Source organism: Amycolatopsis sp. NPDC047767, assembly GCF_040704195.1.
Taxonomy (GTDB): domain Bacteria; phylum Actinomycetota; class Actinomycetes; order Mycobacteriales; family Pseudonocardiaceae; genus Amycolatopsis.
The window spans coordinates 187,919-212,201 of record NZ_JBEYSJ010000013.1 but is presented as its reverse complement, the minus strand read 5'-3'; the positions used below and the strand labels follow the sequence as shown (position 1 = coordinate 212,201).

26 protein-coding genes are annotated in these 24,283 nt (G+C 69.9%); 11 read left to right on the top strand and 15 right to left on the bottom strand.

The genetic code is table 11. The features are described from left to right. Nucleotides 1-146: 146 nt before the first annotated feature. The 6 genes from AB0878_RS24205 (at nucleotide 147) to AB0878_RS24180 (ending at nucleotide 4,983) form a co-directional block, all read left to right on the top strand. On the top strand, nucleotides 147-701 hold the full coding sequence (locus tag AB0878_RS24205) for a DUF3558 family protein (protein WP_366582505.1): 555 nt from the start codon (nucleotides 147-149) through the stop codon (nucleotides 699-701). An 88-nt stretch (nucleotides 702-789) separates the two neighbouring features. Continuing rightward, entirely contained in the window at nucleotides 790-1,344 is a 555-nt protein-coding gene (locus AB0878_RS24200; RefSeq protein ID WP_366582504.1) for a DUF3558 family protein, read from the top strand. 99 nt (nucleotides 1,345-1,443) lie between these two features. Next, nucleotides 1,444-1,920: a hypothetical protein gene (locus AB0878_RS24195; RefSeq protein WP_366582503.1), complete on the top strand. Its 477-nt coding sequence runs from the start codon at nucleotides 1,444-1,446 to the stop codon at nucleotides 1,918-1,920. After that, nucleotides 1,920-3,383 carry a hypothetical protein gene (locus AB0878_RS24190; protein WP_366582502.1) on the top strand — a complete coding sequence of 488 codons (1,464 nt, stop codon included), beginning with the start codon at nucleotides 1,920-1,922 and terminating at the stop codon, nucleotides 3,381-3,383. The genes AB0878_RS24195 and AB0878_RS24190 overlap by 1 nt, the downstream gene beginning before the upstream one ends. Nucleotides 3,384-3,847: 464 nt before the next feature. Further along, the gene (locus AB0878_RS24185) at nucleotides 3,848-4,609 is read left to right on the top strand and encodes a PhzF family phenazine biosynthesis protein (RefSeq protein WP_366582501.1); all 762 of its coding nucleotides are present in this window, start codon (nucleotides 3,848-3,850) and stop codon (nucleotides 4,607-4,609) included. After that, nucleotides 4,609-4,983 (top strand): YccF domain-containing protein, encoded by a 375-nt coding sequence (locus AB0878_RS24180; RefSeq protein WP_364049602.1) that lies wholly within the window; start codon nucleotides 4,609-4,611, stop codon nucleotides 4,981-4,983. Before AB0878_RS24185 ends, AB0878_RS24180 begins: the two co-directional genes overlap by 1 nt. Here AB0878_RS24180 and AB0878_RS24175 read toward each other — a convergent pair. The 6 genes from AB0878_RS24175 to AB0878_RS24150 all read right to left on the bottom strand — a co-directional run bounded on the left by AB0878_RS24175 (nucleotide 4,980) and on the right by AB0878_RS24150 (nucleotide 9,818). Then, a complete protein-coding gene (locus AB0878_RS24175) occupies nucleotides 4,980-5,774 on the bottom strand; it encodes a metallophosphoesterase family protein (RefSeq protein WP_366582500.1) in 795 nt (264 codons plus the stop codon). The genes AB0878_RS24180 and AB0878_RS24175 overlap by 4 nt on opposite strands. 37 nt (nucleotides 5,775-5,811) lie before the next feature. Beyond that, nucleotides 5,812-6,606, bottom strand: a complete 795-nt coding sequence (locus AB0878_RS24170) for an HAD-IIA family hydrolase (RefSeq protein WP_366582499.1) — start codon at nucleotides 6,604-6,606, stop codon at nucleotides 5,812-5,814. Nucleotides 6,607-6,714: 108 nt separating this feature from the next. Further along, complete coding sequence (locus tag AB0878_RS24165; protein WP_366582498.1) at nucleotides 6,715-7,791, bottom strand: ABC transporter ATP-binding protein; 1,077 nt, start codon at nucleotides 7,789-7,791, stop codon at nucleotides 6,715-6,717. After that, entirely contained in the window at nucleotides 7,788-8,546 is a 759-nt protein-coding gene (locus tag AB0878_RS24160; RefSeq protein WP_366582546.1) for an ABC transporter permease, read from the bottom strand. The genes AB0878_RS24165 and AB0878_RS24160 overlap by 4 nt, the downstream gene beginning before the upstream one ends. Nucleotides 8,547-8,610: 64 nt before the next feature. Further along, entirely contained in the window at nucleotides 8,611-9,417 is an 807-nt protein-coding gene (gene modA, locus AB0878_RS24155; protein ID WP_366582497.1) for a molybdate ABC transporter substrate-binding protein, read from the bottom strand. Beyond that, a complete protein-coding gene (locus AB0878_RS24150) occupies nucleotides 9,414-9,818 on the bottom strand; it encodes a TOBE domain-containing protein (RefSeq protein ID WP_220244619.1) in 405 nt (134 codons plus the stop codon). The genes modA and AB0878_RS24150 overlap by 4 nt, the downstream gene beginning before the upstream one ends. A 449-nt stretch (nucleotides 9,819-10,267) precedes the next feature. On the opposite strand from AB0878_RS24150, the gene moaA reads away from it, so the two are divergent. The 3 genes from moaA to AB0878_RS24135 all read left to right on the top strand — a co-directional run bounded on the left by moaA (nucleotide 10,268) and on the right by AB0878_RS24135 (nucleotide 12,934). Continuing rightward, entirely contained in the window at nucleotides 10,268-11,341 is a 1,074-nt protein-coding gene (moaA, locus tag AB0878_RS24145; protein ID WP_366582496.1) for a GTP 3',8-cyclase MoaA, read from the top strand. Between the two features lie 25 nt (nucleotides 11,342-11,366). Next, nucleotides 11,367-11,618 carry a MoaD/ThiS family protein gene (locus tag AB0878_RS24140; RefSeq protein WP_220244621.1) on the top strand — a complete coding sequence of 84 codons (252 nt, stop codon included), beginning with the start codon at nucleotides 11,367-11,369 and terminating at the stop codon, nucleotides 11,616-11,618. Nucleotides 11,619-12,286: 668 nt separating this feature from the next. Further along, nucleotides 12,287-12,934: a transglycosylase family protein gene (locus tag AB0878_RS24135; protein WP_366582495.1), complete on the top strand. Its 648-nt coding sequence runs from the start codon at nucleotides 12,287-12,289 to the stop codon at nucleotides 12,932-12,934. Nucleotides 12,935-13,075: 141 nt separating this feature from the next. On the opposite strand, the gene AB0878_RS24130 is transcribed toward AB0878_RS24135, so the two are convergent. From AB0878_RS24130 to AB0878_RS24115, 4 genes are all read right to left on the bottom strand, one after another. Next, the gene (locus tag AB0878_RS24130; RefSeq protein WP_366582494.1) at nucleotides 13,076-14,107 is read right to left on the bottom strand and encodes a molybdenum cofactor biosynthesis protein MoaE; all 1,032 of its coding nucleotides are present in this window, start codon (nucleotides 14,105-14,107) and stop codon (nucleotides 13,076-13,078) included. Then, a complete protein-coding gene (moaC, locus tag AB0878_RS24125; RefSeq protein WP_366582493.1) occupies nucleotides 14,104-14,577 on the bottom strand; it encodes a cyclic pyranopterin monophosphate synthase MoaC in 474 nt (157 codons plus the stop codon). Before moaC ends, AB0878_RS24130 begins: the two co-directional genes overlap by 4 nt. 89 nt (nucleotides 14,578-14,666) lie before the next feature. Next, nucleotides 14,667-16,064 (bottom strand): NAD-dependent malic enzyme, encoded by a 1,398-nt coding sequence (locus AB0878_RS24120; RefSeq protein ID WP_285972095.1) that lies wholly within the window; start codon nucleotides 16,062-16,064, stop codon nucleotides 14,667-14,669. 126 nt (nucleotides 16,065-16,190) lie between these two features. Next, on the bottom strand, nucleotides 16,191-16,373 hold the full coding sequence (locus tag AB0878_RS24115; protein WP_220244626.1) for a hypothetical protein: 183 nt from the start codon (nucleotides 16,371-16,373) through the stop codon (nucleotides 16,191-16,193). Between the two features lie 91 nt (nucleotides 16,374-16,464). On the opposite strand from AB0878_RS24115, the gene AB0878_RS24110 reads away from it, so the two are divergent. Next, the gene (locus tag AB0878_RS24110; protein ID WP_366582492.1) at nucleotides 16,465-18,705 is read left to right on the top strand and encodes a helicase-associated domain-containing protein; all 2,241 of its coding nucleotides are present in this window, start codon (nucleotides 16,465-16,467) and stop codon (nucleotides 18,703-18,705) included. Between the two features lie 4 nt (nucleotides 18,706-18,709). Here AB0878_RS24110 and AB0878_RS24105 read toward each other — a convergent pair whose 3' ends face one another. Continuing rightward, on the bottom strand, nucleotides 18,710-19,696 hold the full coding sequence (locus tag AB0878_RS24105) for an aldo/keto reductase (RefSeq protein WP_366582491.1): 987 nt from the start codon (nucleotides 19,694-19,696) through the stop codon (nucleotides 18,710-18,712). Between the two features lie 105 nt (nucleotides 19,697-19,801). On the opposite strand from AB0878_RS24105, the gene AB0878_RS24100 reads away from it, so the two are divergent. After that, nucleotides 19,802-20,371, top strand: coding sequence for a helix-turn-helix domain-containing protein (locus tag AB0878_RS24100; protein WP_366582490.1), 570 nt, complete (start codon nucleotides 19,802-19,804; stop codon nucleotides 20,369-20,371). 4 nt (nucleotides 20,372-20,375) lie between these two features. Here the strand turns inward: AB0878_RS24100 and AB0878_RS24095 are convergent, their stop codons facing one another. From AB0878_RS24095 to AB0878_RS24080, 4 genes are all read right to left on the bottom strand, one after another. Continuing rightward, nucleotides 20,376-22,100, bottom strand: a complete 1,725-nt coding sequence (locus tag AB0878_RS24095; RefSeq protein WP_366582489.1) for a DUF742 domain-containing protein — start codon at nucleotides 22,098-22,100, stop codon at nucleotides 20,376-20,378. 3 nt (nucleotides 22,101-22,103) lie between these two features. After that, a complete protein-coding gene (locus tag AB0878_RS24090; RefSeq protein ID WP_285972090.1) occupies nucleotides 22,104-22,529 on the bottom strand; it encodes a roadblock/LC7 domain-containing protein in 426 nt (141 codons plus the stop codon). A 394-nt stretch (nucleotides 22,530-22,923) separates the two neighbouring features. Further along, nucleotides 22,924-23,532, bottom strand: a complete 609-nt coding sequence (locus AB0878_RS24085) for an ATP/GTP-binding protein (protein WP_285972089.1) — start codon at nucleotides 23,530-23,532, stop codon at nucleotides 22,924-22,926. After that, nucleotides 23,513-24,277 carry a DUF742 domain-containing protein gene (locus AB0878_RS24080; RefSeq protein WP_366582488.1) on the bottom strand — a complete coding sequence of 255 codons (765 nt, stop codon included), beginning with the start codon at nucleotides 24,275-24,277 and terminating at the stop codon, nucleotides 23,513-23,515. The genes AB0878_RS24085 and AB0878_RS24080 overlap by 20 nt, the downstream gene beginning before the upstream one ends. Between the last annotated feature and the right edge of the window lie 6 nt (nucleotides 24,278-24,283).

Sequence of the window (24,283 nt, the reverse complement as noted above, 5' to 3'; positions counted from 1 at the left end):
GCGGACATGTCCACCGCGCCACCACACTCACCCGTAGTCAGCACCACCGGCAGACCAGTCGCAAAACTCCGGTCAGGCCATCTCGCCGCACCCGCGTTCGGCAACATGCGCGGCGCCGGTGATCAACTACCCGTAGTGTTCACCAGGTGACCGGACCGATCCGTGGCTTCATGACCATCGTCGGCCTCGCCGCACTCACCTGCGCTCTGACTGCCTGTGACAGCTCATTAGGAGGTAACCCCACTCCGGCGAGCCCATCCGGGTCCGCACCGAGCAGTGCGCCCACCTCGCAAACGGACACCCCGCTGGCCGGGACGAGCCCGTGCAAAACGCTGGACCAGGCCCTCGCCGGGCAGGGGTTCCCGCCAGCCACGCCGTCCACAGCGGATCTGGAGCACGCCTGCGACACACAGAAAGAAGGGGCCGGCGTTTTCAGTCTGGGTCTGCAGGATGGGGAGGCTTACGACACGAGCATCGCCAACCCCGCGAAGGCTACTCCTGGCAGCGTCCGCGCTCGACGAGCGATCCTCGAACGAGAGCCCACCCAGCAAACGGGCGTCTGCGCGGTCTCCGTCGAGGTCAAGCCGAAATCACGAGCAACGATCGCTGTGTCGTTCGCTCAGGGGACCACCGACGAAGCATGTACAGAAGCCAGGACTCTGGCCTCCGCGGTCGAACTGCTCCTCCCGAGGAACAGCTGATGATCCAGACTTCTGCCCCGAACACGACCACAACTGTGTTCGGCAACAGGCTCGCCGCCGACGATCACCTACCCGTAGTGTTCACCGTGTGACCGGACCGATCCGTGGCTTCGTGACCTTCGTCGGCCTCGCCGCTCTCGCCTGCGCCCTGACCGCCTGTGACGGCTCAGTGGGAGGCAACCCCACCCCAGTGAGCCCGTCAGGGTCCGCATCGAGCAGTGCGCCGAGCACGCCGTCGGACACGCCACTGGCGGGGATGAGCCCGTGCAAAACGCTGGACCAAGCCGTCGCCGGGCAGGGCTATTCACCCTCGACACCATCGATCGCCGATCAGGAACACGCTTGCGACGCCGACAAGCCAGGGCAAGACTATCTCGGCCTCGTTCTGCAGGACGGACAGAGCTACGACGCGAACCTTCCGAATCCGTCAAAGGCTCAAACCGGCCACGTTCGCGCTCGGCGGGCGATCCTCGAGTTGGAGCCGACCGGGCAAGAGGGCCTCTGCGCCGTCAGCATCGAAGTCAAGCCGAAGTCGCGTGCTCTCGTCTCAGCTTCACTCGCGCCCGGAACCACCGACGCGGCTTGTACCAGGGCCAGGGCTGTCGCCGAAGCGGTCGAGCTTCTGCTCCCGAAGAACACCTGACGGCGACCAGGCGGTTGTCCCCAACTCCCTGACAGCTCACCTCTGGCCATCTAGAGTGGGCGGAGGAGCACGTAGCGTGTCCAGGAGGGTTGTACAGCGATGACGAGTGCGTCCGAATTCGGCGGTGGTCCCCCGGCCTCGGCCGACACGGGGCAGGGCAGTGTTCCGGATCTTCTGGTCAACCCTCTCGACACAGAGGGCGTACACCGCCTCAACGAAAGTGCACAGAAATTCAAAGCCCTGGCCGAAGGGGGCGGATTCGCCGTCAACGAAGCAGGGTTTCAGGCGTACAACAAGGTATGTGACGATTTTATCCACGGCTACGACAAAGAGGCCCGAAACTTCTTCCATCTCTTGACGCGCGCCAAAATGGGTTCGAGCGACTACGCGAATCAAGTCGCCGACTTCAACGTCAAGGTCGCCAACGGTGACAAACAGTCCATGATCCCCAACCTCAAGCTGCTCTTGGATAGCATCACGCAGGTCCAGCAGGCTTTGCAGATCGCGCGAAACAACTACAACGCGGCCGACAGCGAGCACGCCCAGACCTTCTCCGGCATCGGCAAGGCGGACTGATGAGCGAGCGCGCACAATCCCGCGAGTACGAAGCCGACTACTACAGCCAGACTCACGCAGACCTGTCGAAAAAGGCAGCGCCGGGGCGGTTCGGTGCCGAGGATCAGCAGAACGTTCGCGACTCGGTCGATCAGCGCACCGGTCAGGCGGCGTCGAACTACTCGGTCGCCCAGGGTGAGCAGCTCTTGCAGGGCCAGGCGACTCGTGGCGATGCTCCGGCGCCCAGCGCGAACTACGCGGCGCACGATCACCAGCAGCTGTACGACATGGTCCACACGAACATGGATCCCGGCGAACTCGACGCCCGCGGGCGGGTCGCCAATGATCTCGGCAACTGGCTGGCCGAAATCTCCAACTCGATCAACGACGCGGCCAATTCGAGCCAGATCGAGTGGCAAGGCGCAGGCGCGTCGCAGGCCCACAACTTCTTCCAGAACACCGCGACGTATGCGGCGAACACCGCCAACGCTGCCCAACTGAGTTCCAACCGCTATTCGCAGCAGGCCGCGGCGGCCGGGCATGCGCAGACGAACATGCCGGAGCCCGTCAAGTTCGACCAGCAGGCCGAGATGGCCAAGGCTACGCAGCAGCTGAGTGTCGCGAATCCTGCGGCCGCCGCGCAGACGATGCGAGACATCGGCGCCAAGCAACAGCAGGCGGACGCCGCGCACCAGCAGGCAGTGCAGGTGATGCAGGGGCTCGACAACACGTACCACGAAACGTCCACGACCCAGCCCCAGTTCGCACCCCCACCGCCGATCGGAGGCGGGGACGACAGCACTCACGCGAGCAGCGCCGGACCCGGTGCCGGTCTCGGCCACTCAGGCGCTCTCAGCGGTGGCGGCAACTTCGGCTCACCCGGCGGCGGAGTCCCCGGCGGAGGAGCTCCTGGTGGTGCGGGTGGGCCCGCAGGCTTCAGCGGCAACGCGTACACACCACCCGGTGCGGGATCCAGCACCGGCGCTGGGTCGTTCGGCGGGCCCGGAAATACGGGTGGTGGGTTCCGGCCACCCGCTGGTGGCGGTGGCTTCGGGCGGCTGGCCCCAGATGCGTTGGCGTTCGGTGGTGGCGGCCCAGGCGGCGCCGGTGGTGCCGGCGAGGAGACGCTGCGCGGCGGGCGGGCCGGCGGTGGGACCGGGAGGCCCGGCGGCGGGTTCGCGGGGAGCCGCGTGTCCGGTGGTGGAGCGACGGGGAAGCCCGGCGAGGGCGAAGGCCCCGGGTCGGGCAAGGGTGCCGGCGAGCGGTTGGAGCGCGGGGCGACCGCGGCGGCCAACGCGGGCAAAGCCGGGAAGGCCGGAGCAGGCGGAGCGGCCGGCGCCGCGGGGGCCGGTAAGAAGAAGGAAGAAGACAAGGAGCACAAGAACAAGCTCCCCAACCAGGAAGACCCCGACGAGGTGTTCGAGGTCCGCCCCGAGCGTGGGCCCGACGGGGAGAAGATCACGCCCCCGGTCATCGGCGGCTGAGTAGAGGCTGACGGAGCGCGGCGCCATCTTCTGGGTGGCGCCGTGTTGCGCGGCGCCATGTAGCGCGCGCCGTGCTGTGCAATGCCAACCGGGGGGCAGCGCGTTGCGCCGGCGCCATCCGGTGGGTGGCGCGGTGCCGCCTGGGAGGACGCCGTGGTGCGCGGCGCCAACCGGGAGGGCGCCGTGCTGCGCAGTGCCGCCCGGGGGGCGTCGTGTTGCGCGGGCGGCATCCGGTCGGTGCGCCGTGTTGCGGTTCTAGACGAAGGCACACGCGACGCGTTGAGAGCGCCGCACCTGGGGCAAGCGCGCGTTTCTGGGCGAAGGCGGAGGCGACGTCTTGAGCGCACCCCGGGGCTCGGGTGAAAGAGTCAGCAGCCAGAGTCCAAGTCGACAAAGCGACACTCCACAAAACCCAGGGTAATTCCCTGACACCCCCACCCACCGACGCCGGTACCGTCAAGTCCATGCGGTTCTACGTTGTGGATGCGTTCACGGGGGAGGCGTTCGCCGGGAATCCGGCCGGGGTGGTGGTGCTGGAGGGGCCCGCGGAGGCTGGGTGGATGCAGCGGGTGGCGGCCGAGATCGGGCTTTCGGAGACCGCGTTCGTCGAGGAAAAGCCCGGGGCCACGGGGCTCAGGTGGTTCACGCCGGCGACCGAGGTGGATCTGTGCGGCCACGCGACCATCGCGGCGACCCAGGTGCTCGGGGGGACGCAGACCTTCGAGACCCGCAGCGGCCTGCTGCGGTGCACCAAGCACGACGACGGCTGGATCGAGATGGACTTCCCCGTCGATGAGCCGCGGGAAACCCACGAGGACGTCAGTCGCGTCCTCGCCGACGACGACCTGAAGCCGCTCTACGTCGGGCGGGCCAAGGAGAACCTGTTCGTCGAGCTCGAGACGCCGGAGCTGGTCGCCCGGGCCGCGCCGGATCTCGTGCGGCTCAAAGACACCTGGACCGGCCGGATGGTCATCACCGCACAAGGCGGCGACACCGACTTCGTGAGCCGGTTCTTCGGACCCGGCGTCGGCGTGGACGAGGACCCCGTCACGGGATCCGCCCACTGCGCCCTCGCGCCGCACTGGGCTGCCAAGCTGGGCAGGAAACAGCTGCAAGGACACCAGATCTCGCAACGGGGCGGCGTCGTCCGAACAGAACTCGACAACGACCGCGTCCGCATCAGTGGGCAGGCGGTCACCGTGGTGAGTGGGGAGCTGCACGTCTGATGCGCCTGCTGCTGAACATCATCTGGCTCGTGCTCTGCGGATTCTGGATGGCCGTGGGTTACGTCCTCGCGGGCATCGTGTGCTGCATCCTGATCATCACCATCCCGTTCGGGCTGGCTTCGTTCCGGATCGCGAACTACGCGTTGTGGCCGTTCGGCCGGACGGTGGTCGATCGGCGCGACGCGGGCGTCGGGTCGGTGCTGGGCAACATCATCTGGTTCATCTTCGCCGGGCTGTGGCTGGCGATCGGCCACGTGGTCACCGGCATCGCGCTGTGCATCACGATCATCGGGATCCCGTTGGGGATCGCGAACTTCAAGCTGATCCCCGTGTCGCTCATGCCGCTGGGCAAGGAGATCGTCGACGCCCCCTAAGACTCGGGCGTGAACGGCAGCGGCACCACGAGGCACGGGCCGCCCACGAACAAGCCGCCGTCGATGCCCAGGGCCTTGCCGCCGGCGTACAGGTACGGCCCCTCGATCTGCGCCGGGTGAATGCCCAGCTGGTCGGCGATCACGCTGTGGCCGTGGACGATCCGCGAACCGCCCAGTGCCTCCATCAACGCGTCCGCGTTCTCCTCGCCCGCCGGGCCGCGGAAGGCGTAGCGCGTGGTCATCCGGCGCCAGACGTCCCACCACGCCTCGATGTCGCTGCCGGTCAGGATTTCCCCCACCGACGCGTTGATCGAGGCGATGTCCGAGCCCCAGTCGAGGTACTCCAGCGTGTCCGAGTGCATCAGCAGGTGGTCGTCCACCAGCGCCACCAGCGGACGCGCCGAAAGCCACTCGATGTGTTCCGGCGTCAGGCGGTCCTGATCGGACAGCAGGCCACCGTTGATCTCCCAGCTGCGGGCGAAGCTGCGCGGCCCGAAGTCCGACGGCACCTGGCGGTCGCCGAAGTGGTACATCCCCAGGAGCAGGATCTCGTGGTTGCCCAGCAGCATCTCCACGGAGCCGCCCGCCTCCGGCGCCTGTTCCTGCAGTGAACGCACGAAGTCGATCACGCCGACGCCGTCGGGACCGCGGTCCACGAAGTCACCGAGGAACCACAGCTGGTCTTCGGCGCCGCTCCACTTGCCGTCGCTGTCGACCAGTCCCTCGGCGCGCAGAGCGTCGGCCAGGGCGTCGCGGTGCCCGTGGACGTCGCCCACCACATACACGCTCATCGTTCGACGATAGGCCCTGCTCCGGCGCGCACGCCGGTCAGCCTTCGCCGAACGGGTCCAGGGTTCGCCCGATCAGGTCGGCGACCGAGTCGATCACCTTCGTCGGCCGGTACGGATAGCGTTCGGCCGACTCCGGAGTGGAAATCCCGCTGAGCACGAGCACCGTCTGCAGCCCCGCTTCGAGGCCCGCGTGGATGTCGGTGTCCATGCGGTCGCCGATCATCAGCGTCGACTCCGAGTGCGCGCCCAAGCGCCGCAACGCCGAGCGCATCATCAGCGGGTTCGGCTTGCCCACGAAGTACGGCGAACGCCCGGTCGCGCGCTCGATCAGCGCCGCGACGGACCCCGTGGCCGGCAGCGAACCCTCCATGCTGGGACCGGTCGCGTCCGGGTTGGTGGCGATGAACTTCGCGCCGCGCTCGATCAGGCGGATCGCGTTGGTGATGGAACTGAAGCTGTACGTGCGGGTCTCGCCCAGCACCACGTAGTCCGGGTCGCGCTCGGTCAGCACGTAACCGACCTCGTGCAACGCCGTGGTCAGCCCGGCCTCGCCGATCACGAACGCTGTGCCGCCCGGGCGCTGCGAGTCGAGGAACTGCGCGGTGGCCAGCGCGGACGTCCAGATCGACTCCTCGGGGACGTCGAGCCCGGTGCGCAGCAGCCGCGCCCGCAGGTCGCGCGGGGTGTAGATGGAGTTGTTCGTGAGCACCAGGAAGCCGATGCCGTTGTCCCGCAGCTCGCCGAGGAACTCGTCCGCGCGCGGCACGAGGTGCTCCTCGCGAACCAGGACGCCGTCCATGTCGCTCAGGTACGTCCAGCGGCCTTCTGTCACCCTCGCCGTCCTCTGTTGTGCGGTACTTGATCGAAACAGGCGCACCGTACCACGGCATCCCGGCACAGTGCGCCCGAAACGGGGGGTTTCCGTTGGGGCACAACGCAGTCAGGAGTGTGCGGGATGTACCGCCACCGTCGCGGCCTTCACCGAGAGCGTCACGGCCGAACCCGGCTCCAGTTCCAGGTCGGCGACCGCCGCCGGCGTGAGGTCCGCGGTCAGGCCCTCGGCCCAGCCGCCACCGGTCACGCGCAGCCGGATCACGGGCCCGTGCGGCTCCAGCGCGGCGACCGTGGCCTCGGCGGTGTTGCGCGGGCTGCCGTGGTGCTCCCCGTCGTGCGGGTACACGGCCACCGCGCTGGGCTCGAACACCGCGACGGCCGCCTCGCCCACCACCGCGTCCTCGGACAGCAGCCCCGACACGAGGTCACCCGCCTTCGTCCGCAGCCCCTCGGCCTCCGCGACGCCCGCGACCAGGTTGAGCCCCGCGATCCGGGCGGTGAACGCCGTGCGCGGCGCGGCCAGCACCTCGCGCGTCGGCCCGCGTTCGACGATCCGGCCGCCCGACATCACGGCAACGTGGTCGGCCAGCGCGAGCGCGTCGAGCGGGTCGTGCGTGACCAGCACCGTCGTCGGGCCGGCGCGCAGCACCCGCCGCAGCAGGCCGCGGATCGCGGGTGCGGCGTCCACGTCGAGAGCGGCGAACGGTTCGTCGAGCAGCAGCAGCGACGGCGCCGAAGCCAGCGCCCGCGCGATCGCCACCCGCTGCTGCTGGCCGCCCGAGAGCTGGCCGGGCCGGCGGCGCGCGAACGCCGACGCGTCCACCTCCGCCAGCCACTTCTCCGCCGCTTCCCGCGACTTCGCCTTCCCCGCGCCGGCCGAGCGCGGCGCGAACGCGACATTGTCCAAAGCGGACAGATGCGGGAACAGCAGCGCGTCCTGCGACAGCAACCCGACCCCCCGCGCGTGGGGCGGCAGGTCCACCTTGTCCCCCGCCAGCACGCGGCCGGACAACGTGATGTCGGCCGACGTCACGGGCACGAGCCCGGCCAGGCCACCGAGCACAGTGGACTTTCCCGAGCCGTTCGGCCCGAGCAGCGCCAGCACCGTTCCCTCGGGGACCGTGAACTCGACGTCGAGGGAGAACGTGCCGCGCGAGAGCGCGATCCGCGCCGAGAGCGTCACCGGAAACCACCTTCGAACGATCGCGGCCGCGCCACCGCGATGACCACGATCGCCACCACGATCAGCAGCAACGCGAGCGCCACCGCGCTGTCGACGTCCACTTCGGCCTGCGTGTAGACCTCCAGCGGCAGCGTCCTCGTGACGCCTTCGAGACTGCCGGCGAACGTGATCGTCGCACCGAACTCCCCCAGCGCGCGGGCGAAGCTGAGCACCACGCCGGAGCCGAGCGCCGGCAGCAGCAACGGCAGCGTCACGCGGCGGAATACCGTCCACGGCCGTGCGCCGAGTGTGGCGGCCACCTGCTCGTAGCGGTCGCCGGAGCCGCGCAGCGCGCCTTCGAGGCTCACGACCAGGAACGGCATGGCCACGAACGTCTGCGCGATCACCACGGCCGCGGTCGTGAACGGGATCTGCTGCCCGGTCAGCGCGTTGACCAGGATGCCGAGAAAACCCTTGCGCCCCAGCAGGTACAGCAGGGCGAGGCCGCCGACCACGGGCGGCAGCACCAGCGGCAGCAGCACGATCGAGCGCAGCACGCGCACCCCGGGCACCCGCGAGCGGGCCAGCACCACGGCCAGCGGCACGCCGAGGATCACGCACGCCACCGTGGACAGCGCGGCCGTGATCAACGACAGCTTCAACGCGGCCAGCGACGACCCGGTGATCAGCAGGGACGGGAACCGCGTGACGTCCGAGCGCACGAGCAGCCCGATGACGGGCAGCACCACGAGCGCGAGCGCCACGACGGCGGGGATCCAGAGAACAAGGGGAACCCGCGAGTGCGGCGGCCGTTGCCCGGCCGCCGCACCGCGCTGCCCCTTACTGAGCCGGGCCAAACCCGATCTTGGTCAGCTCGGCCTTGCCCTGCGCACCGAGCACGAAGTCGTTGAACTCCTTGGCCAGAGCGGCCTGCGGAGCGTCCTTCACGACAGCGATCGGGTAGCTGTTGATCGCGCCGGAAGACTCCGGGAAGTCCACCTTGTCGACCTTGTCCGCGGCCGAGGTCGCGTCGGTGACGTAGACCAGGCCCGCGTCGGCGTCACCCGACTGCACCTTCGCCAGCACCTGCTTGACGTCGGTCTCCTCGCTCGCCGGCTTCAGCGTGACGTGGGTGTTGTCCTCGACCTTCTTCGTCGCCGAGCCGCACGGCACCTGCTGCGCGCACACGACGACGGTCAGGCCCGCCTTGGTCAGGTCGGAGAAGGTCTTGATGCCCTTGGGGTTGCCCTTGGCCACGGCGATCGCCAGCTTGTTGGTGGCGAACACCGTCGGCTGACCGTCGATCACGCCGCCCTGCACGGCCTTGTCCATGTTGGCCTGGTCGGCGGAGGCGAACACGTCGGCCTTGGCCCCGTTGTCCAGTTTCTGCACGAGCGCCGACGAACCCTCGTAGTCGAACTTGACGGTGACACCCGGGTGCGCGGCCTCGAACTCCTTGCCGAGCTCGTTGAACGACTCGGTGAGCGACGCGGCGGCGAACACCGTCAGCGTGCCCGTCGCGCTCGAACCGGCGGGCGAGGGCACCGCCGGGCCGCCCGAGTTCGGGCTGGTGCTGGCCTGGTCGTTCGAGCTGCAAGCTCCGGCGAACAACGCGACCGCCGCTACGGCGATGGCGAGCTTCTTCATCTGTTTCCTTCCGGGGTCTCCACCACGACGGTGGTCGCCTTGACAACGGCCACCGCGAGCACACCCGGGCGCAACCCGAGCTCGCGGACGGCTTCTGAACTCATCAGTGACACCACTCGGTGCGCCCCGCACTGCAGCTCGACCTGGGCCATCACCTTGTCGGCGGTGACCTCGGTGACGAGTCCCACGAAGCGGTTGCGGGCGGAGCGGCCGACTGCCGACGGGTCCTCGGGACCGGCGGCCTGCGCGCGGGCGAACCCCGCCAGCTGGGCACCGTCGACGACCTTGCGACCGGCGGCGTCGTCGGTCGCGGTCAACTGACCACCGCGGACCCAGCGCCGGACGGTGTCGTCACTGACGCCGAGGAGCCGGGCGGCCTCGGACAACCGAAATTGCGGCATGGCCGGAAGATTATCGCCGCAGTTGAGGAAAAGCCATGTGAAACGTGAATTGTCGAGCACTTCGTTGTGTAACTCTTCGATTATTGCGTTCTGATAACGCTCGAAGTTTTCACCGGGCCCGCCAGGAGGGCCCCGGGAGCCGTCCGAGGCCGTGGACACTCACCGTCGGCGGGGCGGGTGGATGACCCGCGTCACAGCCGGTGTGGACAGTCGCGGCGGCCGCGTAATCCACGTCACCACCAGGAGTTCTGCCCGGTGTCCCGCGAGGTCGGAGGCGGCGCGGTCGATTCCGGACAGTCCTCGCGCAGCCGGCGCGCGAGCCGTCCGCCGGCTCCCGTGTGCGGGCCGTCACGGGCAGGTCACGACACGCCGCCGGAAGTCCGTTCCCCGGCGCGTCCCGGATAAGGACGAGGCGGCTTTTCCGACCTTCACGAGTTAAGCTGTGAGTAATGACGGCAGTACATCTCGGGTTTCCTCGCGTCCCCGGTACACGAGGTTCGTCCGGCGTGCCCTCGGCACCCCGCCCCGACCATCCGGGCTTGCTCGACCAGTTCGGCCGCGTGGCCACGGATCTGAGGGTCTCGCTCACGGACCGCTGCAACCTGCGCTGCACTTACTGCATGCCCGCCGAAGGCCTCGACTGGATGCCCGGCGAGCAGGTGCTCAGCGACGACGAGCTGGTGCGGCTCATGCGCATCGCCGTCGAGATGCTGGGTGTCACCGACATCCGCCTGACCGGTGGTGAGCCACTGCTGCGGCGGGGTCTCGAGGACATCGTGGCGCGCGTCACGGCGCTGCAGCCGCGCCCGCGGGTTTCCATGACCACCAACGGGATCGGGCTCGCGAAACGGGCGAAGGGCCTCGTCGAGGCCGGCCTCGACCGGATCAACGTGTCGCTCGACACCGTGGACCGCGCCCTGTTCGAGCAGATCACCCGCCGCGACCGGCTCTCCCACGTGCTGGCGGGCCTCGCGGCCGCGCGCGACGCGGGGCTGGCGCCAGTGAAGGTCAACTCCGTGCTGATGCGCGGGCTCAACGAACACGAGGCCGTGCCGCTGCTGCGGTTCTGCCTCGACGAGGGCTACCACCTGCGGTTCATCGAGCAGATGCCGCTCGACGCGCAGCACGGCTGGGACCGCGGCGAGATGATCACGGCCGAGGAGATCCTGCGGGTGCTGGGCGAGGAGTTCTCGCTGTCGCCGTTCCCGGCCGCCCGCGGCGGCGCGCCGGCCGAGCGGTGGCTGGTCGACGGCGGGCCCGGCGACGTGGGCGTGATCGCGTCCGTGACCAGGCCGTTCTGCGCCGCGTGCGAGCGCACCCGGCTCACGGCCGACGGCGCGGTGCGCTCCTGTCTCTTCTCCAACGACGAGACCGACCTGCGCGCCCTCGTGCGCGCGGGCGCGCGTGATGAAGAGGTGGCGGACGCGTGGCGGGCCACGATGTGGGGCAAGCTCGCGGGCCACGAGATCAACGAAGCCGGGTTCGCGCAGCCGATCCGGCCCATGAGTGCGATCGGCGGATGAGATGTCACCCCAGTCCCTCGAACCGATGACCGTGCTGGTCCGCTACTTCGCCTCCGCCCGCGCGGCGGCGGGAGTGGAAGAGGAGAAGCTGAAGCTTCCCGAGGGCTCGACCGTCGCGGACGCCGTTCGCCTGGTGCGCGAGCTGCATCCGGGACCGCTGCCGCGCATTCTCGACGCGGCGAGCTTCCTGCTGAACGAGGTTGCCGTCCGTAATCAGAATCGCGCCCTCAGTGACGGAGCGCAACTCGACGTGCTCCCGCCCTTCGCCGGCGGCTGACCCTCGCGAGACCCCGGCAGACCCGGCTCAGGGGCTCACTGGACCCCCGAACCCGCCTGTCCGGCCAGTTGGTCCGGACCAACCCGAGTGGCGCTCAAGGCGCCGTGAGCGGCCATTCTTGTCAATACCTACTCTCCGGAGTAGTTCGCTCACGGCGTATTCCAGGACTCCTACAGAACCACTCGGCGTGCACTGGCGGACTTCGCACTGAGTGGTTTAAGGTGCCCGACTCAATGGCCGCACGAATGGACCGTTGACGCCTTATCGACGTGATCCAAGCCTCACGATCCGTGAAATATCTCAGGCAGAAAACGGGCAGATAACGGCCCTCTGACCTGCGAAAACATGCCGATCGTGAGAGGTTGCTTGCTGTTACTGTGACGTAGGTCACATGCCGAATAATTTCCGATCACGGCTCTCGTTACGTACCGTCGCTTTTCGGTTGGCCCCGACCGACCGAGCAAGACCGGGAATCCGTAGCGCCTAGCCCTGTCCAGCGGATCCCCGGACCCATACCCCGAGCGAAAGCATTTCCGGACAGGGACGAGGGGACGAAGACCGCGCGTCGTGCGCTGTCCGCGTCTGCCGCCCGGCAACGGGCGGACGGGCTCCCAACCCGGCCCTCAGCCTTCGGGCTCGTAGGCGCAGGAAAACCGAGAAGTGTTCTCATGTCTTACCGAGGCAAGCACCGCAAGATGTCCGCCGCCACCCGCACCATCGCCCGCGTCGCTGTCGCGGGGATCGCGGTCGGCGCGCCCATCGCGATCGCCGCGACCCCCGCGTCGGCGACCAACTGGGACGCTGTCGCGCAGTGCGAAAGCAGCGGCAACTGGAACACCAACACCGGCAACGGCTACTACGGCGGCCTGCAGTTCACGCAGAGCACCTGGAAGGCCTACGGCGGCACCGGCAGCGCGGCGAACGCTTCCCGTGAGCAGCAGATCGCCGTGGCCGAGCGCGTTCTCGCGGGCCAGGGCGGCGGCGCGTGGCCGAACTGCTACGGCAAGGGTGCCGGCGGCTCGACCGCGGCGCACAAGTCGACGAAGTCGACCAAGTCGACCTCGAAGTCGACCGCCAAGAAGTCGACCTCGAAGAAGAGCACGAGCGCCCCCAAGAAGGTCGCCAGCACCCCGGTCACCAGCGTGCCGAGCTCGAACCCGAACGGTGACTACACCGTCGTGTCCGGCGACAGCCTGTCGAAGATCGCCAAGCAGCTCAACGTTCAGGGTGGCTTCCAGAAGCTGCAGGCCCTGAACAAGGCCTACATCCCGAACCCCGACCTGATCCTGGTCGGTCAGAAGATCGCCACCAAGTGACTCCTGACCTCCTCGTGAGGTCGTGAAAGTCCCTTCAGGGCGCAGCGTTCGGTTGGCTGTGATCCGACGAAAGGGCCCCACCGCGAATTCCCCCGGCGGTGGGGCCCTTCGTGGGGTCTGGCGAACGGCGGCCCCGGCGGATCAGGGTGAGTTGACCCATTCGTCGGAGCCGTCGGTGAAGTGCTGGTGCTTCCAGATCGGGAGCCGGGCCTTCACCTCGTCGACGAGGTCGGCGCAGGCCGCGAAAGCCTGGCCGCGGTGTTCGGCGGCGACCGCGCACGCCAGCGCCACGTCGCCGATGGCGAGCGGGCCGACGCGGTGGCTCACGGCCACGGCGCGAACGCCCGTCCAGCCCGCGGCGAGCTCGGTGACGACCTGCGCGAGCACTTCGCCCGCGGTGGGGTGGCCTTCGTAGATGAGGTCACGCACGCCCTTGCCACCGTCGTGGTCGCGCACCACCCCGCCGAAGGTGACGACGGCGCCGGCCGCGTCGTCCTCCACGAGACGGGCGTGCTCGTCGACGGACAGCGGCTGGTCGCTGACCTCCGCGCGGAGGATGCGAACCGGAGGTGTGCTCGGCGTCTTGGCTTCGAGCGGATCCGCCGGCAGCGAGTCCGCGGCGATCGCGTCGGCGACGGAGGCGGAGTTCTCCGTGGACTCCGCGGCTTGGTCGGCGTTGGCCTGGTCTTCCGCGGCGGGCCGCGGGTGGTCACCACCGGCGAGCTGGTCCACGGCGTGGTCCAGGATTCCCTCCAGCACGCCCAATCCGTCCTTCACTCCGCCGCGCGAGCCCGGCAGGTTGACGACGAGCGTGCGGCCGGCGACACCGGCGAGGCCACGCGACAAGACAGCCGTCGGCACGTGCGGCAGGCCCGCGGAGCGGATCGCGTCCGCGACGCCCGGAAGTTCGTAGTCCAGCACTCCGCGCGTGACGTCCGGAGTGCGGTCGGTCGGCGAAATGCCCGTGCCGCCGGTGGTCAGGACCACCGCGACGCCCTCGGAAACCGCCGCACGCAAGGCGATTCCCACCGGTTCGCCGTCTTCGACGACCACCGGGTCGGGCACCGCGTAACCGCGCCCGGCGAGCCACTCCACGAGCACCGGGCCGGTTTTGTCCTCGTAGACGCCCTTCGCGGCCCGGTTGGACGCCACGATCACCCGTGCCTCGCTCATGACTGCCGCTCCCACGTGCCGGTCTTGCCGCCGTCCTTGCGGATCAGGCGGACGTTGTCGAGCGTCGCGGCCGGATCCACGGCCTTGATCATGTCGTGCAGCGTGAGCCCCGCGACCGCGACGGCCGTGAGGGCCTCCATCTCGACGCCGGTGACATCGGTGGTCTTCGCCGTCGCGCTGATGTGGACGGCGGTGGAGTCCAGTTCGAACTCCACCTTCACGCCGGACAACGCGATCTGGTGGCACAGCGGGATCAGTTCCGGCACGCGCTTGGCGCCCATGATGCCGGCGATCCGGGCCGTCGCCAGTGCGTCGCCCTTCGGCAACCCGTTGGCGGACAACAGATCCACCACCTCGGCGGTGGTGTGCACCGTGCCGCCGGCGAGCGCCGTGCGCGCGGTCGCCGTCTTGCCGGAGACGTCGACCATCCGCGCGGCGCCGGTTTCGTCGACGTGGCTGAGTTCACTCACCCCAGGAGGCTATGCCAGCGGTGTCCCGGCCGACAAAAGGCCCCGTCACCGCGGTCGGCGATGGCGGGGCCTTCCGGCGTCTCAGGAACTCAGCCGGCCGTGGCCTCCGCGCGCACGGCCGCCTTCACGGCTTCGGCGACGGCCGGGGCCACCGCGTTGTCGAACACGCTCGGCACGATGAACGACGCGTTGAGCCGGCTCTGGTCCACCACGTCGGCGATCGCGTCGGCGGCGGCGAGCAGCATGTTGTCGTCGATGTTGTGGGCCGCGGCGTCGAGCAGGCCGCGGAAGACGCCGGGGAACGCCAGCACGTTGTTGATCTGGTTCGGGAAGTCGCTGCGACCGGTGGCGACCACGGCGGCGTGCTGCTGCGCCTCGAGCGGGTCGATCTCCGGGTCCGGGTTGGCCAGTGCGAAGACCACGGCGTCCTTGTTCATCGTCGCCACCTGGTCGGCGCCGAAGAGGTTCGGGGCCGAGACGCCGATGAAGACGTCGGCGTTCACGAGGGCCTCGTGCAGCGTGCCGGCCTGCTTGTCGCGGTTGGTGTGGTTCGCGATCCAGGTCAGGTTGTCGTCGAGGTTGCCGCGGTCCGGGTGGACGATGCCATCGATGTCGGCGGCCACGATGTCACCCGGGTTCTTGCGCAGGAGCAGCCGGATGATGGCCGAGCCGGCCGCGCCGACGCCGCTGACCACGATCTTGCAGTCCTCGATCTCCTTGCCGACCACGCGCAGCGCGTTGCGCAGGGCCGCGACGACGACGATCGCGGTGCCGTGCTGGTCGTCGTGGAACACCGGGATGTCGAGCTGCTCACGCAGGCGCGCCTCGATCTCGAAGCAGCGCGGCGCGGCGATGTCCTCGAGGTTGATGCCCGCGTAGACCGGCGCGATCGCCTTGACGATCTTGATGATCTCCTCGGTGTCCTGCGTGTCCAGGCACACCGGCCACGCGTCGACGCCCGCGAACTTCTTGAACAGCGCCGCCTTGCCCTCCATCACGGGCAGCGCGGCGGCCGGGCCGATGTTGCCGAGGCCGAGCACGGCCGAGCCGTCCGTGACCACGGCCACGGTGTTGCGCTTGATGGTCAGGCGGCGCGCGTCCTCGGGGTTCGCGGCGATGGCCTGGCACACCCGGGCGACACCCGGGGTGTACGCGCGGGAGAGGTCGTCACGGTTGCGGAGCGCGACCTTGGGCGTGACCTCGATCTTGCCGCCGAGGTGGATCAGGAACGTCCGGTCGGAGACCTTGCGGACCTTCACGCCGGGCAGCGAGTCGAGTGCCTGGGTGATGTCCTGCGCGTGGTTCTCCGACAGCGCGTTGGCGCTGATGTCGACCACGATCGTGTCGGCGTGCGACTCGACGACGTCGAACGCCGTGAGCACCCCGCCGACGCGGCCGACGGCGGTGGTGAGGTCACCGGCGGCCGTGGAGGAAGCCGGGGCCTCGACCCGGACGGTGATCGAATACCCGGGACCGGGAACCGGCATGGCACTAACTCCCCGCTGGGAAACCTGTGGCTAGGACGCTTCGAACACTAGCCCCGTGACCGCCGCCACCCGACCCCAACCGGGTGACTGACCAGTAACTACGGTTGTTTCCCCAGAAGTGGGGAATCAGCGGTTGATTTCCGTCTCCGGGTGCACGTAGGGCACCGAGTCGAGCGGGAAGGTCAGGTCGCCGAACGGCGACAGCGCCCCCTGACGGTCGGACGCGAGCTCCGACACGGGGTGCTCACCGTCTTCCGCCGGCCAGGTGGGGTCGATGCCCTTTTTCCTGCCGTTCTCGCCCTTCGCCACAACGCCCTCCATCGACTGGTGCCGCCGGTTCGCCCACAGTCTGCCCGAACACCCCCGGCGCCCGCTCACCCGCCCGGTATCCTGGACGTCTATGCCCGCGACCTCTCTGGCGGACTGGCTGCGTGCGGAGTCCGACGACGCACTCGCCGACCTGCTGCGCACCCGTCGCGATCTGTCGACCCCGCCACCTTCCGACACCACCGTGCTGGCCACGCGCGCCGGCACGCCGGGCTCCGTCGCGCGCGCCTGCGAGGACCTCGACACGTTCACCTTGGCCGTCCTCGACGGCTTCCTCGTGGCGGGGGCGGACACTGCACCGGTTTCGCTGGCTGAGGTGACCACACTGGTCGGAACGGACATTTCGGGCCCGTTGACGCGGTTGCGGGCGCGGGCGCTCGTCTGGGGCGAGGACGACGAGCTGCGGGTGCCGCCCGCGGCCCGGGATGCGCTCGGGCCGTTCCCGGCGGGCCTCGGGGCGCCGTCGCCGGCGCTGGCTTCGACCGACTTGGCCGCACGGCTGGCCGAGGTCGGCGACGACGAGCGGAAGGTGCTGACCGCGCTGGCCGCGGGCCCGCCGATCGGGCGCACGCGCGACGCGAGCTTCGACGTCTCGCTGTCCGACGCGGCCACGCCCGTGCAGAAGCTGCTGGCGCGCTCGCTGCTGCTGCGGCGTGACGACCAGACGGTGGAGCTGCCGCGCGAGCTGGGTCTGCTGCTGCGCGGCGGGGTGGCGTTCGAGGCGGCCACACTGGTCGAGCCGGAGCTGCCCGTCCATCCACATCAGACGGACACTGTGGACTCCACCGCGGCCGGCGAGGCGATGGAGCTGTTGCGGCAGATGGAAACGCTGCTGCGTTCGTGGTCGGTCACGCCGCCACCCGTGCTCAAGTCCGGCGGGCTGGGTGTGCGGGAGCTGCGGAAGCTGGCGAAGGACCTGGAGACCGACGAGGCGCGCGCGTCGTTCGTCGCGGAGCTGGCCGTGGGCGCCGGCTTGGTGGCCGACAGCGAGGCGACGACGCCGGAGTGGGTGCCGACCACGCTCACGGATTCGTGGCTCGCGTCGCCGACCGTGCAGCGCTGGATGACGCTCGCGCAGGCGTGGCTGGAGCTGCCGCGGCTGCCCGGGCTGGCCGGCGGGCGGGACGCGAAGGACAAGCCGATCGCGCCGTTGTCGGAGGACCTGCGCCGGCCGCTCGCGCCGGTTTCGCGGCGCCGGGTGCTCATTGCCTTGGGCGACTTGGCACCCGGGTCCGGGGTGAAGAGCGTGGACGAGCTGGTGGCCGTGCTCGCGTGGCGCGCGCCGCGGCGAGGCGGGCGGCTGCGCGACGAGACCGTGCGCTGGACGATGGCCGAGGCGTCGGCGCTGGGCCTGGTCGGCCTGGGCGCGCTGACCACCGCCACGCGGCTGCTGCTGGAGGACGACCGCCCCGGCGCCGTCGAGGCGATGCACGACGCCCTGCCCACGCCGGTCGACCACGTGCTGGTGCAGGCGGACCTCACGGTCGTCGCGCCGGGACCGCTCGAGCCCGAGCTCGCGACCGCCATGGCCGCCGTCGCCGACATCGAGTCGGCCGGGCACGCGACGGTCTACCGCGTCACCGAGACGACCGTGCGCCGCGCCCTCGACACCGGCCGCACGGCCGACGAGCTCCACGCGCTGTTCCGCGCCAAGTCCGCCACCCCCGTGCCGCAGGCGCTCACGTACTTGATCGACGACGTCGCCCGCCGCCACGGCCGCCTGCGCGGCGGGGCCGCCGGCTCGTTCCTTCGTTGTGACGACGAGGCCCTGCTGGCCGAGGTGCTCGCCCACCCCGTCGCCGCGGACTACGACCTCCGCATGATCGCACCGACGGTCCTGATCAGCCCCGTGCCGCTCGGCGAAGTCCTGGAAGCCTTGCGCAGTGCGGGTTTCGCACCCGCCGCCGAAGGCCCGGACGGCCGCGTCGTCGACATCCGCCCGTCCGGCCGACGGCTGCCCGCGCGCACGCGAGCGGCCCGCTCACGCCCCGGCGAGCAGGCCGTGCTCACCGACGACCAGGCCACGCGCATCGTCGCCAACCTCCGCGCCGGCGACGCGGCCACCGCCCGCCGCCGCGGCTCCGCCGTTCGCGCCCACTCCGGCGGGGGCGCCGACACGACGGCGACGCTCGAACTGCTCTCCCGCGCGACCCTCGAACGCCGCGAGGTGTGGATCGGCTTCGTCGACTCCCGTGGCACGGCCAGCCAGCGCGTCGTGCGTCCCGTACGCGTGGGCGGCGGCGTGCTGGAGGGAACGGATCACGAGCGGTATCCGTTGCACCGGATCACTTCGGCCGCGTTGGTGGAGGAGTAGGCCTTCACCAGGCATAGGCCTCCGGCGCCGGTTTCGCGCCGTTCGGACCCGGGGCCGGGAAGATCCGGTCCAGCTCGGCGAGGGTGTCCGCGTCCAGCTTCAGCTCGAGGGCGCGCAGTGAGCCGTCGAGGTGGGCTGCGGTGCGGGGGCCGATGACGGGACCAGTGACGCCGTCCTGGGCCAGCAGCCAGGCCAGGCCGACGTGGGCGGGGTCTTCGCCGAGGTCGGCGCAGAGCTTCTCGTACTCCGCGACGGAGTCGGCGTGGGCGGTGAGGCTGGCCGCCCACAGGCCGGTGCCGCTGCGGTCGGCGCTGCCGTCGCGTTGTTTGCGGAGCACCCCGCTGAGGATGCCGCCGTGGAGCGGGGACCAGGGGATGACGCCGAGGCCGTAGGCCCGGGCGGCGGGGAGCACTTCGAGCTCGGCCCAGCGCGACAGCAGGTTGTAGATCGACTGCTCGCTCACCAGGCCGAGGAAGTGCCGTGACGCCGCGGCCTCCTGCGCTTGGGCGAGGTGCCAGCCGGCGAAGTTGGACGAGCCGAAGTACAGCACTTTTCCTTGCTGGTGAAGGACTTCGAACGCCGACCAGATCTCGTCCCACGGCGTGGCGCGGTCGATGTGGTGCATCTGGTACAGGTCGACGTGGTCGGTGCGCAGCCGGCGCAGGGACGCGTCGATCGCGTGGCGGATGTGGCGCGCGGACAGGCCGCGGTCGTTCGGGCCGTCGCCGGTCGGCGAGAAGAGCTTCGTGGCCAGCACGGTCCGCTCACGCCGTTCGCCGCCGCGGGCGAACCAGCGGCCGAGGATCTCCTCGGTGCCGCCGGGCTGCTCGCCGTACGCGTTGGCGGTGTCGAAGAACGTGATGCCGTGCTCGTGCGCGCGGTCCATGAGGGCGTGACTGTCCTCTTCGGACGTTCGCGAGCCGAAGTTCATGGTCCCGAGGACGAGCCGCGAGACCGTGAGCCCACTGCGGCCAAGGCGGGTGTACTCCATGGCGATTACCTCCCAGGTGCGTCATCGACGTGCAGGTAAGCTACTACTTGCAACATAAATGACGCAACTAAGAGGAGAACGGGTACAGTGATGTAAAGTTTCGTCATGAGCACCCGACCCCTGCGCGCGGACGCCGAGCGGACGATGACCGCGATCCTCGAGGCGGCCGAGCAGACCTTCAGCCGCGATCCGGCCGCGACGATGGAGCAGGTCGCCGAGGCCGCCGGCGTCGCGCGGACGACCGTGCACCGGCGGTTCGCGACCAGGGAAGCTCTCGTCGACGCGCTGGCACTGTGGGCCACGCAGCGCTTCGCCTCCGCGGTGGACGCCGCGCACCCGGATGCCGTGCCACCGCTGGTGGCGCTGTACCAGGCGACGGCGAACGTCCTCGGCGTGAAGATCGGCTGGGGCTTCGCGATGAGCCAGGCGTCCTCGGCGAACCCCGAGGTCGCGCGGGTGCACGAGGAGGTGCGCGAAACTTGCGCGCGGCTGTTCCGGCGCGCGCAGGAAGCCGGCGTGCTGCGCGCGGACGTGGACCTGGACTGGACCCGCCGCGTCTACTACGCGCTCATCCACGAAGCCGCGCAGGACACGGACGCCAAGAGCCCCGACGCGCTCGCGACGATCGTCGTCGACACGCTGCTGCGCGGAGCCGGCACCGGCAGCGCCCTCTGACGGCTCAGAGGTTGCGCAGGCCCTGCAGCACGCGCTCCATGAAGTCGCGCGAGGAGCGGTCGCCCAGCACGAGTTCGGTCTGGTGGATGAGGACCAGGCCGATGTCGGCCATGTCGCCGACCAGGACCTTCACCACGCCGAGCGGCAGGTGGAGGTGGGCGGCGATCTCCGCGACCGAGCGGGTGTCCAGGCAGAGGTCGCAGATGCGGCGGTGCTCGATCGAGCGCACACCCCGGTAGCGGCGGCCGTCGTCACTGGTGGAGACGAGGGCTTCGAGCGCGAGGTTGTGGTCGGAGCGCGTGCGGCCGCGGGTGCGGGCGTAGGGGCGGACGCGGGACTTGGCCGGTTTCGCCGCCGGAGTGCGGTCTTCGCGGGACCAGGCCTGCTCGGGCTCGGGTGAGTACGGCTCGGCCGGGTCCTGATCCTGGTGTGCCGCAACGGGTTCGGGCGCGTACTGCTGCGTGGCAGGCTCCGGCGCATACGAATCCTGCTGCGACGCAACGGGTTCGGGCGCGCGGCGGCGGCCGGTGATGCGCTCCGGGGGTTCGGCGAGGCGGTGCTGGGCGTCGGCCGGCGGGAGGTAGCCGGTGTCGGCCGGCGTGGGCCGGTGGGGCCGGTCGCGGTCGGCGATGTCGACGGCGGCGCGGCGCTGGTCCTGGTGCGAAGGCGCTACGACAGCGTGGCGGCCGGTCGACTCGGCCGACTCGTAGGCAGGCGCTTCGAAGTAGCCCGAGGAGTACTCGTCGCCGGATGCGCGGTCGTGCTCGGCGTACGACTCCGCTGCGGCAGAACGGTTGTAGTCCGCCGGACGGCCGGCATCGGACGCCGGCAGCTGGTGGTGGCCGGAGGAGTACGGCTCGGCGTGCTGATAGCCCGGAGCGTAGGAATCCGGAGCGGGCGTCTGGTGGTAGCCGGAAGCAAAAGCCGCGTCGGAGACCGGAGCCTGGTCGTAGCCCGAGGAGTAAGCGGCGTCGGATACGGGAGCCTGGAAGTAGGCCGTGTCAGACGCCGGCGCCTCGTGGTAGCCCGGGGCCGCATCGGAGCCCGGCGCCTGGTGGTACTCCGTCGCATAGGCATCGGAAGCCGGTGCTTGGCGGTACCGCGTGGCATGAGCCGCATCGGAGGCGGGAGCCTGCTCGTAGCCCGTGGCGTAAGCGTCGGGAGCCGGTGTCCCGCGGTGGTAGTCGTCAGCGACAGGAGCTTGCTGGTAGCCCGAAGCGTAAGCCGCGTCCGAAGGAGCCGGTTCATAACCGTAGGACGCCGGAACCCGCTGGTACCCCGAAGCGTAAGCCGCATCCTGCTCGTACCCCGCCGCGCTCTCAGGCTCCTCCACCGCGGCCAGGTGCCGCCGCTCCGGAGCCTGGTAGTACGCGGAGTCCTCCGGCACCTGCCGGTCCTCGTGCGTCAGGTACGACTCGGCGTCGTAGTAGCCCGAGGAAGTCCCGGTCTCCTGCCAGTACCCCGACTCCCCGTCCTCGACCCACTCGTACCCGTCATCGTCGTAGTACTCGGAAGACGACGAAGACTCGGGAGCAGCCGGAACCGGAGCAACGGGACGAACAGGTGCAGGCGGCGGCACCGCGGAAGCAGCCGGCCGCCGGTGCGGCAGCATCGTCTTCAGCGTGCTCAGCTCGAAATGGCTCGGCGAGTCCACGCCTTCACGATCGGTCCCCTTGTGCAGCGCGTCCCAAGCGCCCGTGTCTTGTTCGCCGAAGCCGGAGATCCTCATGTACTAACCACGCACCCCGCCCTGGAGCTGGGCGCGCAGTTCCGGCGTGATCTGCTGGCCGACGCGCTCTACGAGCAGCGTCATCTCGTACGCGACCGTGCCGATGTCACACGTGGGGGCGGCCAGCACGGCCAGCGACGACCCATCGGACACCGACATCAGGAACAAGTACCCGAGCTCCATCTCGACCACCGTCTGGTTCACACCACCGGCCTCGAAGCACCGCGCGGCGCCCTGAGTGAGGCTCACGAGGCCCGACGCGACGGCCGAGAGCTGTTCGGCGCGCTCCTGCGGCAGACCTTCCGACGGCGCGAGCAGGAGACCGTCGGCCGACACCAGCACGGCGTGGGCGGCGCCGGGCACCCGGCGCACGAAGTCCGTGATCAGCCAGCTGAACGTGCCCTGGCCTTCCTGGCCGGAAACGGTCACTGTCCCTCCAAACTGGTCGAACACCGCCGAACACCGCCATGATCGCCGGGCGGGCGTGAAGACGCCGTTCCAGCGTATTCACCCGCCCGACACTGTCGAGTCCGCGTCGGGCGAGCACCCGAGCACTGTGCGTACCGATACGGACGCACACCGCGCGAAGCCCAGCGGGACCACGCCTACGTGGGTCACTCGGTGGTGGCGCCGGCAACTGTGCGCAGCGGGGTGTCTGCGCAGGTCACCGACCGTTCGGCTGCCCGTTCGGGCCCTTGCCGGCCCCGACCGTACCGAAGAGCGGGCGCGGGGCCCTACTCCGGTCGGAGGCACCACTCCCCGAAGCGGGTGAAGCACGTGGAGTTCACTCCAACGGCCGCACCCGGTTCCGGGTACTCGGGTTCTAGCCTGCCCTCAGTGCCGTGTCGTGAGCGATGGCGTGCTGCACGACCGAGATCAGCACCTGCTTGGCGGAGTCACGCTCGCGCGCGTCGCAGGCCATGATCGGCACCGACGGGGAGATCGTCAGCGCGTGCCGCACGTCTTCGATCTGGTGGTGCAGCAACCGGTCGAAGCAGTTGATCGCGACCACGTACGGCAGTTTCCGGTTCTCGAAGAAGTCGATGGACGGGAACGCGTCGGCGAGGCGGCGCGTGTCCACCAGCACGACGGCCCCGATCGCCCCGACGGCGAGGTCGTCCCACATGAACCAGAACCGGTGCTGGCCCGGCGTGCCGAACACGTACAGCACGAGGTCCGAGTCGAGCGAGATCCGGCCGAAGTCCATGGCGACCGTGGTGGTCGTCTTGTTCGGCGTGGCCGAAGTGTCGTCGTGGCCGACACTCGCCTCGGTCATCATGGCCTCGGTGGTCAGCGGGTCGATCTCCGAGATCGCCCCGACCAGCGTCGTCTTGCCCGAACCGAACCCACCCGCGACCACGATCTTGGCCGACGAGGTCGGACCCGTCACCTGCGGTGTGTTCGCGTCGGAGTCAAATTCTCCGAAGCCCACTGAGCACCCTTTCCATGAACTCGATACTGGGGCGGTCGCCCGAGGAAGTGCTGCTGGTGGTGTGCACCAGCACCAGTCCGAGACCCGCCACGTCACCAATGAGCACCCGCACGACGCCGAGCGGCAGGCGCAGCAGCGCCGCCACCTCCGCGACCGAGCGGGTGTCGATGCACAGATCGCAGATGGACCGGTGCTCGGGCACGCGCACGCGGTCCAGCACGCGCCCCTGTTCGCTGGTCGAGACCAGGGCCTCGATCGCGAGGTCGTAGGTCGGCCTCGTCCGGCCGCGCGTGCGGAAGTACGGGCGCACGAGCCCGGACGTCTCCACCTCGGCCACCGGCGGTTCGTCGACGAACTCGCCCGCCGCCTGCAGCGGCAGGGCTTCGGCCAGCTCGTTGGACGACGGTCCCGGCGAGCCGTCGCGCTGCGCGCTGAACGCCGCGAACTCCGCGGAGTCGTACAGCGGCCCGCTCGCGCCGCCGAACAGCTCGGCACCCGGGCCGCCCAGGAGGCGGTCGCGGTACTCGCCGGTGATCGGCTGCTGCCCGGCGTTGGAGTCCGTCAGCCAGTTCGGCGGCTCCCGCACCGGGTCCGCGTCGGATCCTGTGGCGCGCCGGGCGCGCCACTCGCGGTCCACTCGGTCCCGGAAGGACTTCCAGTCCTCCCGGCCTTCGCCGGCCTCGGCCCAGCCGCCGGTGAAGTCGTCACCGAGCCGGCCATCGCCCCTCAAGCGCCCGTCGTCCACGGTCTG